Here is a 13,861-nt window from a genome sequence, read left to right as displayed (position 1 = left end):
CACATACCTAAACTGGTAAACCTATATCAATACAGTTTGCAGATATGTCTGAAGTCACTACAATAGTGAACATCTCAACGGGGTGCCGAACTTATTTCGGCTGAGAAATAACCCGTAGAACCTGATCCGGTTAATACCGGCGTAGGGATTTGAGCCTCCGTCTGCATATCTGCACCGGTTTCTCCTCAAATCCTGTGTCACTATCTTTTAGCGCAGGAAAAAGCATGTTTAAAAACAAAATTATAGCATCGTTCTTTACCTTTGGTGCACTCAGTTTAAGTCAATTAGCATGGGCGGATAAACCAACGCTTACTGTTTATACCTACGATTCCTTTGCCGCAGAGTGGGGTCCAGGACCACAAATTAAAAAAAATTTCGAAGCGCAGTGCGATTGTGAATTAAAAATAGTGGCGCTGGGGGATGGTGTAGCCCTGCTAAACAGACTCAGAATGGAAGGAAAAAAAAGCAAAGCAGATGTGATTTTAGGGTTAGATAATAATTTATTAGATTCTGCTGAAAAAACAGGCCTGTTTGCTTCTGCCGACATTAATACCAGTGTATTGAAGCTGCCTATTTCGTGGGATAGCTCAACCTTCATTCCTTATGACTATGGCTATTTCGCATTCATATATGACACTAATAAAATTAAACAACCACCAACAAGTATGGATGCATTATTAAATAGTGAAAATAATTGGAAAATTATTTACCAAGATCCTCGAACCAGTACGCCCGGACTTGGCTTAATGCTGTGGATTGAAAAACTGTATGGCGACAAGTCTGCGGATGCATGGCAAAAAATGGCAGGCAAAACACTCACCGTAACTAAAGGTTGGAGTGAAGCTTATGGCCTGTTCTTAAAAGGGGAAGGTGATTTTGTACTCAGTTATACCTCATCGCCGGGTTATCAAATGCTTAATGACCAAAAAGATAACTATGCTGCGGCATTATTTAATGAGGGTCACTATATGCAAGTTGAGGTGGCAGCAAGGCTGAAAAATAGCCCACAGCCAGAGCTTGCCAAGCAGTTCTTGCAGTTTGTCTTAACACCTGAATTCCAAAATACCCTGCCAACAACAAACTGGATGTATCCGGTCATTGATATTCCCTTACCTGAGGTATACAACCAGTTACCTCTACCTGAAAAAGCCTTACAATTTAGTTCTCAAGAAGTGGCCAAAGAACGCCAAAATTGGACTCGTTTATGGCAAACCGCCGTCAGTCGCTAATTAATTTGTCTCTACTACCGGGGGCGTTGGCCTCCGGATTACTGATTACGGTTGCACTTATTAGTTTTGGTGCACTGTGGTTTTTTGCACCTGAAATTTCAATGACTGACATTATTAGCGATAGCTATTTGTGGCATGTAATTGGTTTTACTTTCTGGCAGGCTTTTTTATCTGCTATTTTTTCTGTGATCCCTGCCATTTTTCTCGCAAGAGCATTACATCGCCGTCGTTTTTTTGGGCGAACTCTATTTTTACGCCTATGTGCAATGACATTGGTTCTTCCAGTATTAGTTGCCGTATTTGGTATTTTATCGGTTTACGGGCAGACGGGTTGGCTAGCTAAACTTTGTCAATTACTGGGATTTAATTACACCTTTTCACCTTATGGCCTAAAAGGCATTTTGCTAGCACATGTTTTCTTTAATATGCCACTAGCGACTCGTATGCTATTACAGTCTTTAGAAAATATCGCTATTGAGCAGAGACAAATTGCAGCACAACTGAGGTTCAATGAGTGGCAGCAATTTACTATTTTAGAATGGCCTTATTTACGGCGGCAAATATTACCTACTGCTGCGTTAATTTTTATGCTGTGCTTTGCCAGCTTTGCGACTGTGCTCGCTCTGGGCGGAGGTCCTGCAGCAACCACTATCGAATTGGCTATTTACCAAGCTCTTAACTATGATTTTGATTTAGGGCGAGCCACTATTTTGGCATTAATTCAGCTGTTCTTCTGTGTCGGTTTAATGTTTATCTGCCACAAAGTAAATAGTGTATTTTCAGTAGGTTTTAGCCACCAAGCGCAATGGGTTGACCCCGCTGATAACGCATTTCGTCGTATTCGTGACCTGCTGCTCATTGTCGCTGCCATGTTATTGCTACTTCCCCCACTATTCGCGGTTATTTTCGATGGGTTAAATGGGCAACTTTGGGCTGTATTGCAGCAACCCGCCTTATGGCAAGCCACGGCAACCTCTGTGTTTATTGCACTGTGTGCTGGTACTGTCTGCGTGGTACTTACCTTAATGTTGTTATGGAGCAGCCGTGAATTGCGCTTACGCCAAGCAGTTCGTCTAGGGCAAGTCTTAGAACTTAGTGGGTTAATTATTTTAGCCATGCCCGGTATCGTGCTCGCGACAGGTTTTTTTATCTTTTTTAATGAAACGGTGGGCTTACCTGAATCCCCTTACCCATTAGTTATCATGACTAACGCTTTGTTAGCCATTCCCTATGCGTTAAAAGTATTAGAAAACCCCATGCGAGACAGCGCTGAGCGCTATAACCCATTGTGCCAATCACTTGGCATTTCTGGTTTTAATCGTTTCCAACTTATTGAACTTAAAGCATTACGCAAACCTATATCCCAAGCTCTCGCATTTGCTTGTGTTATCTCAATTGGTGATTTTGGTGTTGTCGCGTTATTTGGCAATGATAACTTCCGCACGCTCCCTTATTATCTTTATCAGCAAATAGGGGCTTACCGGTCAAACGATGGGGCTGTTACGGCCATGTTATTATTATTACTTTGCTTTTGCTTATTTAGCTTGATTGAACGTATCTCAGGAAAACACCATGATTAAATTGACTCAGCTAGATTACCAATACGACAACCTGACAATGTCATTTGATTTTTCTGTTCAGTTCGGTGAGTCTGTGGCAGTTATGGGGCCAAGTGGTGCAGGGAAAAGTACGCTATTAAGCTTGATTAGCGGCTTTCAATTTCCCAAAAGCGGTACAATTGCGCTCAATGGCGAAGACCATACTTTTAGCCCTCCGGCTAAGCGCCCTGTTTCTATGTTATTTCAAGAAAATAATTTATTTTCACACCTGACAATCCGGCAAAACATTGGTCTTGGACTGCAACCCAATTTACGCCTGAATAAAACGCAAATTCAGCGAGTTGAGCAAATGGCGAGCCGTGTCAGCCTGAGTGAATGTTTAGATAGGTTACCAGCACAACTGTCGGGGGGGCAACGTCAACGCGCGGCATTAGCACGCTGCATGATCCGCAATCAACCAATTTTATTACTTGATGAGCCTTTTTCAGCTCTCGACCCTGCATTACGCCGAGAAATGCTGCTATTACTCAGGGAAATTTGTGCAGAAAAATCAATCACATTGTTAATGGTTTCTCATAATGTTGATGATGCTTTACAAATTGCCCCGCGGACACTGGTTATTGCAGAAGGTAATATTGCCTACGATGGTGATACTCAATACCTATTACAGGGACAAAGCGCTGCGTCTGCTTTACTGAGTATCATAAGCGTTTCCAATAATTAGCACTGTATAAATTCACACTATTCGCGTATATTTATCGTAACTATTTTTTATGCGAGTAGCCTAATGACCCAACTTATCGCTCCAGCAGAAAGAGGCTTTATTCTTAGCCGTCACTGGAAAGACACCCGCCACGGTGTTGAGGTCTCTTATTGGCTACTCACTAATAACCAACCTCAAAAGGTCACTGTTCCCTATCAAAAAGCCATTGGTTTTTTAGCTGAATCTCAATTCCCTCAAGTAAAACATCTATTAGATGAACAACCCAATATTACCTACCGGCTCCTTGGATTAATTGATTTTAAACGCGAAAAAGTCTATGCGATTTATTGCCAGCAATATCGACAATTACAGAATCTTGAAAAAAGCTGCAACGAATTGGGTGTCGAATTATTAGAAACAGATATTCGCCCAAGTGAACGGTATCTAATGGAACGCTTTATCGCGGCCTCTGTCTGGTTTTCTCAAAATCAGCAAGGAGAATTTCAACTAAAACCTTGCGAAGGCTACCGTCCCTTAATCAAAGCTGTTTCCCTTGATATCGAAACCAGCCAACATGGTGAACTCTATTCTATAGGGCTGTCTGGCTGTGGTGACAATGTGGTATTTATGTTAGGGCCAGAACAAGGGCCTGCATTGAGCTCTGAACATCGCTTAATCTATGTGAATAGCCGCCCGCAATTACTTCATAAGCTCAATGAATGGCTTCACCAATATGACCCTGATGCCATCATTGGTTGGAACCTAATCCAATTCGACTTACAAGTATTACAAAAGCATGCTGAGCGTTATGGCATCCCATTATTGTTTGGTCGACAAAACAAAAAATTGGAGTGGCGAGAGCATGGCTTTAAGCAAGGGGTATTTTTTGCCGCTGCTGAAGGCCGGTTAATTATTGATGGTATTGATGCATTAAAAGCAGCAACATGGAGTTTTTCATCATTTAGTTTAGAGTTTGTCGCTCAAGAACTCCTTGGCGAAGGTAAAGCGATTGATACCCCTTATGACCGAATGGATGAAATCAACCGCCGCTTTGCTCACGATAAACCCGCTCTAGCACACTACAATATTCAAGATTGTATTTTAGTCCATCGGATCTTTGAAAAAACGGATTTAATGGCTTTCTTGCAAGAACGTTCAACAGTAACTGGCCTTGCTGTTGATAAAATGGGCGGATCTGTTGCAGCATTCTCACACCTTTATATTCCCCGTCTACACCGCCTTGGCTTTGTCGCTCCCAACCTGACGGAACATAAAATGCAACTGAACCCCGGGGGCTTTGTCATGGACTCCCAACCTGGGCTATATGACTCCGTATTAGTTTTGGATTATAAAAGCCTATATCCTTCAATTATTAGAACTTTTCTCATCGACCCTGCGGGTATGATTGAAGGATTAGCGCATCCAGACCTTGAATATTCTGTTCCTGGTTTTCGCCAAGCTTGGTTTTCTCGTACAACCCACTGTTTACCCGATATTGTCAGCCATATCTGGCAAGAACGGGATAAAGCCAAAAAAGAGCATAATGCGCCACTATCCCAAGCGTTGAAAATTATTATGAACGCATTTGCTGGGGTACTAGGCGCTGAAGGGTGCCGTTTTTTTGACCCAAGACTGACTGCATCAATCACCATGCGTGGCCATGAAATTATGCGTACAACCAAACGTTTGATTGAGTCACAGGGTTACCAAGTTATTTATGGGGATACCGACTCCACATTTGTATGGTTACGAGACGCCCACAATGAAGAGCAAGCGCAAAAAATTGGCTTTGCTTTACGTGATTACGTGAATAGCTGGTGGAAAAAACATTTAGCTGAAGAATGGCAATTAGAGGGGGTTTTAGAGCTTGAATATGAAACCCATTACCGCCGATTTTTGATGCCAACGGTACGTGGTGCTGAAATGGGGAGTAAAAAACGCTATGCAGGGCTGAGTAAAGACACCATGGTATTTAGAGGGCTGGAAACCATTCGCTCGGACTGGACCCCCTTAGCACAAATATTCCAAAAAGAGCTCTATACCCGTATTTTTTATCGCCAACCTTACCGTGAATATATTCGTGAATATGTGCAAAATATTCGTTCAGGCCAATATGATGACCGTTTAGTTTACCGTAAACGTCTGCGCCGAAAATTGACTGATTACCAAAAAAATGTTCCTCCGCATGTTCGAGCTGCTCGTAACGCTGATGACTATAATTTAAAATTACAGCGCCCTTTGCAATATCAAAATGGTGGTTGGATAAACTATATTATCACTCAGGCAGGGCCTGAACCGCTGGAAATCATCACGGCAAAACCGGATTACGAACATTATATTTCCAAGCAAATCAAACCAATAGCAGATGCTATCTTGCCTTTCTTACAAGATGACTTTGATACCCTGCTAACTGGGCAAATTACCCTGTTGTTTTAAAATTTATTCTACCTTTGATGTTTTTTTAACAGGTGACGATAGCCTTCGGTTGAATTAATATATCGCCCCTTTGGTGTCTCGCACGTCTGGCTACACAAATTATGCGTGATAATCAACAATACTCATTATAATTCAAATAGACTGATTCATTGTCTCGGCCACAAGCCCAGCAAACGCCTTAGTGCTCACTTTGCTGCAATTTGAATAATTAAATGTGTATAATTAATCATCAGGTAACGACTATTTTTAAAATAATTCGAACTCTTCCTTGTGTAACTATTAATGAGCTACACCAACACTGGGCGAAGACACTGATAAAAATTGTCTTAAAAAATCTAAAAAATAAACTCTCAATTTTATGGAATTAAGTTAAATCTATGCCATTTACTCTTGGTCAACGCTGGATCAGCGATACAGAAAGCGAACTTGGATTAGGTGCCGTCGTGGCAATTGATGCCCGTATGGTAACGTTGCTTTTTCCTGCTAGTGGCGAAAACCGCCTTTACTCTAGCAGTGATGCCCCTATTACCCGAGTGATGTTTAATGAAGGTGATACCATTACCAGTCACGAAGGCTGGCAACTTCAAGTTGAAAGCATTGAAGAAGATAAAGGATTATTGACTTACATCGGCACACGTTTAGATACGCAAGAAACCGGTGTGAGCCTTAGAGAAGTGTTCCTTGACAGCAAACTCACATTCAATAAGCCGCAAGATCGTCTATTTGCTGGGCAAATTGACCGTATGGACCGTTTCGCTTTACGCTTCCGTGCGCGCAAATTCCAAAGCGAGCAAGTCAAACATCAAGCGACAGGCCTACGCGGTATTCGTGCAAGCCTGATCCCACACCAATTACATATTGCCAATGAAGTGGGAAAACGCCACCATCCGCGTGTATTACTCGCTGACGAAGTCGGCTTAGGTAAAACCATTGAAGCGGGGATGATTATCCACCAGCAATTAATGGCAGGCCGTGCAGAGCGCGTCTTAGTTATTGTTCCTGATAGCTTACAGCACCAATGGCTGGTTGAGATGCTACGCCGCTTTAATCTGCGTTTTTCTTTGTTTGATGATAGCCGTTACAGTGAAGCACAGCATGATAGTGATAACCCATTTGAAACAGAACAACTCGTTCTGTGTTCACTGGATTTCGTCCGTCGTAACAAGCAGCGTTTTGACCAATTAGTTGAAGCAGGCTGGGATATGATGGTCGTCGACGAAGCTCACCACTTACAGTGGAGTGAGACCGCCCCGAGCCGCGAATATCAAGTTATTGAAACATTAGCTGAAAATATTCCTTCTATTTTGCTATTAACGGCAACACCAGAGCAACTTGGCCAAGAAAGCCACTTCGCTCGCTTGCGTTTACTTGACCCTAGCCGTTTTCATGATTACCAAGACTTTATTGCTGAGCAAGAAAACTACCGTCCTGTTGCTGATGCGGTTTCACTGTTGCTGTCGGGTGACAAACTGACTAATGACCAGCAAAATTTACTTAACGAATTAATCAAAGAACAAGATATCGAACCACTGCTAAAGGCTGCAAACCTTGAAGGTGAAGATGGCAATGCCGCGCGCCAAGAGCTGATCAACATGTTAATGGACCGCCATGGTACTAGCCGCCTGTTGTTCAGAAATACCCGAAATGGCGTCAAAGGCTTCCCTCGTCGTGAATTGCATTCGTTAAAAATGCCATTGCCCACCCAATACCAAACCGCAATTAAAGTGGCTGGTATTATGGGCAGTAAAAAAGACGTTGAAACACGTGCAAAAGAAATGCTCTACCCTGAGCAAATTTACCAAGAGTTCGAAGGTGAAAACGCCACGTGGTGGAACTTTGACCCGCGGGTTGAGTGGTTAATGGGCTTTTTGACCGCAAACCGCCATGAAAAAGTGTTAGTGATCTGCGCGAAAGCCGCAACTGCACTACAATTGGAGCAAGTGTTACGTGAACGCGAAGCGATTCGTGCTGCCGTGTTCCACGAAGGGTTATCGTTATTAGAACGTGACCGAGCTGCTGCCTATTTCGCCTCTCAAGAAGAAGGCGCGCAGGTTCTATTATGTTCTGAAATCGGTTCTGAAGGGCGTAACTTCCAATTTGCTAACCAGTTGGTGATGTTCGACCTGCCGTTTAATCCAGACTTACTCGAGCAACGTATCGGCCGTTTAGACCGTATTGGACAAAGCCGTGATATCAGCATTCATGTGCCTTATTTAGAAAATACCGCACAATCTGTGTTGATCCGCTGGTATCACGAAGGCTTAGATGCCTTTGAACATACCTGCCCAACAGGCCGAGCTATCTACGATAAATACTACCAACCATTACTGCAATTTATGGCTGAACCGACAGTCACAGAAGGTTTTGATGATTTTATTAAAACCTGCCGTGCAGAGCATGACAGCTTGAAATTGCAATTGGAACAAGGCCGTGACCGTTTACTTGAAATGCATTCAAACGGTGGCGAGTCTGGTAATCTGTTGGCTGAAGAAATTGGCGAAGGTGATAATGATACTGAATTGGTTAACTTTGCTCTCAATCTTTTTGATATTGTCGGTATTAATCAAGAAGATAAAAGTGATAACCTGATTATCCTCACACCTTCAGACCATATGTTAGTACCTGATTTCCCAGGACTTTCTCAAGATGGTTGCACCATCACGTTTGATAGAGAGCAAGCGCTTTCTCGTGAAGACACGCAGTTTATCAGCTGGGAGCACCCTATTATTCGTAATGGTTTAGATTTAGTGCTATCTGGCGATACCGGCAGCTGTGCGGTTTCTTTATTGAAAAACAAAGCGCTGCCTGTTGGCACCTTATTGACTGAACTGATTTACGTTGTGGAAGCGCAAGCACCTAAGAACCTGCAAATTAGCCGTTTCTTACCCGCAACTCCGGTACGCTTATTAATTGATTTAAAAGGTAATAACTTATCATCTCAAGTTGAGTTTGAAAGTTTTAACCGCCAATTAAATGCCATTAACCGCCATATGGCAAGCAAACTGGTCAATGCAGTACAAAATGAGGTTCATTCGGTATTACGCTTATCTGAGCCGATGATCGAAAAAGAAGCCAAGGCATTGATAGAAAATGCAAAAGAAGCGGCTGATAAGGCGCTAACGTTGGAGCTTTCTCGTTTAGAAGCACTAAAAGCGGTCAACCCAAATATCCGTGATGAAGAGCTTGATATTATTGAGGAAGAACGCCAACAACTGATGACTAATATCGACCAAGCTACATGGCGACTAGATGCGATTCGTTTAGTTGTGGTAACTCATCAGTAGCCGACTTGCTGTGAGTACGCTGTCGCTCATTCAAATAGCTTATTATTAGTAATTTGAATTATAGTAAGCGTAAACTAAAATAGTCACTTATTTCTCCCTCATCTGAGGGAGAAATTATTTAAAAGCTTCGGAGTTACACACGTTATGATGGAACCCTACCAACCTGCTATTGAACCTTGGTTGCATATACTTTACCAAGATGATCACATCATTGTGGTGAATAAACCTAGCGGGTTACTCTCTGTTCCCGGAAAAGCGCCGGAGCACCATGACAGCATTATGAGCCGTGTTCAGCGTGATTTTCCCGCCGCTGAATCCGTACATCGGTTAGATATGGCGACAAGTGGCGTAATGGTTGTGGCACTGCACAAAAAAGCTGAGCGTGAACTTAAACGCCAATTTAGAGAGCGTGAGCCGAAAAAATTCTATATTGCTCGTGTTTGGGGTCATTTAGAAAAAGAAGAAGGCTTGGTTGATTTGCCGCTAATTTGTGATTGGCCAAACCGCCCTAAGCAAAAAGTGTGTTTCGAAACAGGGAAATCAGCACAAACTGAATACCAAGTTTTACAATACGAAGAACAAGCCACTCGCGTAAAGCTTTCCCCTATTACGGGTCGTTCGCACCAACTTAGAGTCCATATGTTAGCATTAGGTCACCCTATCCTTGGTGATCGCTTCTATGCACACGATGAGGCCAAAGCGCTAGCTACTCGCTTACAATTACATGCTCAGGAATTATACATCACCCACCCTGAATACGGCACGCCAATGCATTTTACCTGCCCACCGGATTTTTAACGGTCTCTAATCGATTGATTAGATTTCAATATTACCAGTGCAGAAATTAACTCACTCTATTTTTGCGCTGATTATTTTCCCGTTTGTTTTTACCCTAAGAACATACATAACTATGTAACTAGGGTGCGCGAGCGCAGCCAACAAAAAACGGAAGCGAAATAATCCATTTTAATTATTCCCCTGATTTCCCCTAAATAGTTCGTGTTGCAGCTAGGCGGCAAGAGAGCAAATCCTTAGGAGCGTAGATAACTACGTGACTAGGGTTCATGAATGAAGACAACAAAGCGAGATTTTTTGGTTTTTCTTCGTTAGCCTGATTTCCCCTAAATAGTTCGTGATGCAGCTAGGCGGCAAGAGAGCGAATTCCTAGGAGCATACAGTAGTATGTGACTAGGGTTCGCGAGCGCAGCCAACAACGCTGCGGCGCGAAATATGACGGGGAAATTTATTTGAAGCCGAGCTCCTTCTTAACTAAGTCATAAGCGGCTTGGATAGACTGCGCCTTTTGCTTAGCAATCTCCATCATTTCTGGCGGCAAACCTTTCGCAACCAATTTATCTGGGTGATGTTCGCTCATTAATTTACGATAGGCACGCTTAATTTTTGTTGGGTCATCACTCGGGGACACACCAAGGACTTTACAAGCATCTTCAAGGGTTGGGCCATTTGATTGCTGATAATACCCGCCTGATTGCTGCTGAGAGTACCCTTGGCCAAATTGGCGACCACTTTGGATCATATCCAAGAACTGTTCAAACTGAACCTTAGAAATCCCTAATTCTTCGGCAATAATAAACAATACTTTTCGTTCGTTCGGATGTAGCTGCCCATCTGCAAAAGCTGCCTGTAATTGAATTTCCAGAAACATCTGAATCAAGTCAAAACGGCCATAACAGGCCATACGTAATTGTTTTAATACATCACGTAATGGAAAGTTAGGGGATTTGCCTTCTCTAAATGCTTGTTGAGCCGCTTTTCGTGTTTCTCCGTGTAATTGCATTCTGTCCATTAAATTGGTTGCAAGCTGAATATCTGTCTCGGTTACACGGCCTTTGGACTTCGTTAAATGCCCCAAAATTTGGAAAGTGCTAGCAAAGAAAATAATTTGGCGATCACGCTTATTCATTCTCCCTGCAAATTTACGTTGAATCGATGCTTTATCAAAACCATGCCCAATAATTAACCCAATTAGCGCCCCCCAAAAACCCAATCCAGAGACGATTGCGAGTATAACGCCAATAATTTTGCCCCAATAGTGCATATATCCCTCAATTCTTCAATGCTCAAAATGCAATTTTGCATTATCATACTATTCATTCAGCTCTATGCATAACTACCCGCGCGTAAAGTTTCTTACATTATACTGGCGCAAAGTGGTTGGCTAAGTTAGTCTTTGAGCGTTTGCTGGCGATGCCAATGATGACGGAACCCCATATTTAATGATGAAAAAAAGCTATCCAACACTACTCGCCACCATGGTATGGGCGGCAATTTATAGTCAGCAAGCGCATGCTGACCTTGCACAGCAGTGTATGCTGGGTGTCCCTGTTTACACAAAACCGATTGTAAAAGGTGACCCTAACGACCTGCCGATTCACATTACCGCTGAAGATGTCCGTGGTGAATACCCGAATTTTGTTGAATATGAAGGTAATGTCGATATTCAACAAGGGAACCAAACATTAACCGCTGATAAGGTTAAACTCACGCAAACAGAAACTGCGGGTGAACTTCCTGTCCGTGAAGTAACCGCCACCGGTAATGTTCACTACGATGACCCACAAATTATCTTAAAAGGCCCTTCTGCGTGGTCTAACTTAGATAATAAAAACACTGATGTGAATGATGGTAACTACATGATGGTAGGCCGTCAGGGACGTGGTGATGCGACGAAAATGAAAATGCGTGGTGAAAACCGTTATTCTATTATGGAAAATGGCACATTCACGACCTGTTTGCCCGGCAATAATAGCTGGAGCGTTGCGGGCTCTGAAGTGATTATCGACCGCGAAGAAGAAGTGGCTGAAATTTGGCATGCACGTTTTAAAGTGGGTGACGTGCCTATTTTCTATAGCCCATATATGCAATTGCCGATTGGTAATAAACGCCGTTCCGGTTTTTTAATTCCGACGGGAAGCTATTCAAGTAACGATGGGCTAGAGTTCTCATTACCTTATTATTGGAATATTGCGCCAAACTACGATGCCACGATTACCCCACAGTTTATGACCCACCGTGGTGTAAAATTAAACAATGAATTCCGTTATCTCATTGCTCCTGGTACAGGCACCGTGGCCTTTGATTTTCTAAATCATGACCGAGCTTATATCAAGGACAAAGAACGTGGTAAGCGTGAAGACCGTGATAGTGATGACCGTTGGTTATTCTATTGGCGCCATTCTGGGACTTACGCGGAACACTGGAACTTCAGCTCTGACTATACCAAAGTGAGCGACCCTAGCTATTTTACTGACTTTAGTTCCCAGTATGGTAGTACCACTGATGGCTATGCCACTCAAAAATTCAGTGCAGGTTATTCAGATACAAACTGGAATGCAAAAGTTACTCACAAACAATTCCAAATTTTTGCTGATAACCCCAACAAACGAGCTTATAAAGCAGAGCCACAAGTGGACTTCAATTATTATAAAAATAATTTAGGTGCCTTTGATGTGCATACTTACGCACAAGCTGCTCGCTTTACGAGTGTGGGGAAAAATAACCCTGATGCAACTCGCTTACACATCGAGCCAGAAGTAAACCTGCCATTATCTAATGGCTGGGCGAATATGAATAACAGCATCAAATTGTATGCGACTCATTACGACCAAGATATCCCACGCTCGAATACAGATAAAAGCTTAGAAAAAAATGTGACACGTGTTCTACCAATGTTTAAAAGCGATGCAAAAGTTGTCTTCGAACGAGACCTTTTCCAAGGTAGTGATTTCGTTCAAACATTAGAACCACGTGTCCAATATTTATATATTCCGTATAAAGATCAAGATAATATCAATAACTTTGACTCTTCATTGTTGCAGTCAGACTATAGTGGTTTATTCCGTGACCGAATTTACAGTGGCCTTGACCGTATCGCCTCTGCAAACCAGTTCACCACAGGTGTTACAACCCGCGTGTATGATGATGCTTTAGCTGAGCGGTTTAATTTCTCAGTAGGTCAAATTTATTATTTCGAACGCCCACGTGCGGGTGATTCAAATCGCCCAATTGATGATAAAAGTAACACTGGTTCATTATTGTGGGCCACCGACTCTATGTGGCGAATTGATGATAACTGGGGCTTGCGTGGTGGTTTACAATATGACCGCCGCCTCGGTAATGTCACCATGGGGAATGCGGTTGCAGAATACCGTTTAGATGCCGATCGTTTAGTTCAGTTGAACTACCGTTTCGTTGACCGCGATTATATTCAAGCGACCTTCCGTCGTGAAGATACTGCGAATGGCGGCTATACCTATACACTGCCTGAATACCAACGTGGTATTTCACAGGTGGGTACTGTAGTTAGTTGGCCATTAAGCGAGCGCTGGGGTTTTGTGGGCTCATATTATTATGATACCAAACAACAGCAACCTGCGAGCCAACTTGTTGGTTTGCAATACAATACTTGCTGCTGGGCGGTCAATCTTGGCTATGAACGTAAGATAGTTGGTTGGCAAAAAGAGAAGTTCAGCAGTGAATATGATAATAAATGGTCAATCAATGTGGAACTTAGAGGCCTAAATAACAATCATAGTTTAGGTAGTCAGAAGATGTTAGAAAGTGGCATTATGCCTTATCAACGTGCTTTCTGATAAAAATAACATAGAGTTACTGTCAATAACTCAGGGG

8 protein-coding genes and 1 riboswitch are annotated in these 13,861 nt (G+C 42.7%); of the genes, 7 read left to right on the top strand and 1 reads right to left on the bottom strand.

What is annotated here, in order from left to right; translation table 11 throughout:
• The first annotated feature begins 68 nt into the window (after positions 1–68).
• Positions 69–166: riboswitch (TPP riboswitch) on the top strand.
• Between the two features lie 58 nt (positions 167–224).
• The 6 genes from thiB (at position 225) to rluA (ending at position 10,009) form a co-directional block, all read left to right on the top strand.
• Positions 225–1,229, top strand: a complete 1,005-nt coding sequence (gene thiB / locus PR834_RS18490) for a thiamine ABC transporter substrate binding subunit (protein WP_196725187.1) — start codon at positions 225–227, stop codon at positions 1,227–1,229.
• Complete coding sequence (thiP, locus tag PR834_RS18485; RefSeq protein WP_196725186.1) at positions 1,205–2,809, top strand: thiamine/thiamine pyrophosphate ABC transporter permease ThiP; 1,605 nt, start codon at positions 1,205–1,207, stop codon at positions 2,807–2,809. Before thiB ends, thiP begins: the two co-directional genes overlap by 25 nt.
• The gene (thiQ, locus tag PR834_RS18480; protein WP_206277535.1) at positions 2,802–3,512 is read left to right on the top strand and encodes a thiamine ABC transporter ATP-binding protein ThiQ; all 711 of its coding nucleotides are present in this window, start codon (positions 2,802–2,804) and stop codon (positions 3,510–3,512) included. The genes thiP and thiQ overlap by 8 nt, the downstream gene beginning before the upstream one ends.
• Before the next feature lie 63 nt (positions 3,513–3,575).
• Entirely contained in the window at positions 3,576–5,927 is a 2,352-nt protein-coding gene (locus PR834_RS18475) for a DNA polymerase II (RefSeq protein WP_272536853.1), read from the top strand.
• A gap of 377 nt (positions 5,928–6,304) precedes the next feature.
• Positions 6,305–9,211, top strand: coding sequence for an RNA polymerase-associated protein RapA (gene rapA / locus PR834_RS18470; protein ID WP_262960733.1), 2,907 nt, complete (start codon positions 6,305–6,307; stop codon positions 9,209–9,211).
• A 144-nt stretch (positions 9,212–9,355) separates the two neighbouring features.
• Complete coding sequence (gene rluA, locus PR834_RS18465; protein WP_262960734.1) at positions 9,356–10,009, top strand: bifunctional tRNA pseudouridine(32) synthase/23S rRNA pseudouridine(746) synthase RluA; 654 nt, start codon at positions 9,356–9,358, stop codon at positions 10,007–10,009.
• A gap of 445 nt (positions 10,010–10,454) precedes the next feature.
• Here the strand turns inward: rluA and djlA are convergent, their stop codons facing one another.
• The gene (djlA, locus tag PR834_RS18460) at positions 10,455–11,270 is read right to left on the bottom strand and encodes a co-chaperone DjlA (protein ID WP_004257658.1); all 816 of its coding nucleotides are present in this window, start codon (positions 11,268–11,270) and stop codon (positions 10,455–10,457) included.
• A 178-nt stretch (positions 11,271–11,448) separates the two neighbouring features.
• Between djlA and lptD the strand changes: the two genes are divergently transcribed.
• Positions 11,449–13,824 carry an LPS assembly protein LptD gene (lptD, locus tag PR834_RS18455; RefSeq protein ID WP_153674097.1) on the top strand — a complete coding sequence of 792 codons (2,376 nt, stop codon included), beginning with the start codon at positions 11,449–11,451 and terminating at the stop codon, positions 13,822–13,824.
• The last annotated feature ends 37 nt before the right edge of the window (positions 13,825–13,861 follow it).

The sequence above is a fragment of the Providencia sp. PROV182 genome (assembly GCF_028480325.1).
Classification (GTDB): domain Bacteria; phylum Pseudomonadota; class Gammaproteobacteria; order Enterobacterales; family Enterobacteriaceae; genus Providencia; species Providencia hangzhouensis.
This window is presented reverse-complemented; position numbering and strand designations above follow the sequence as displayed.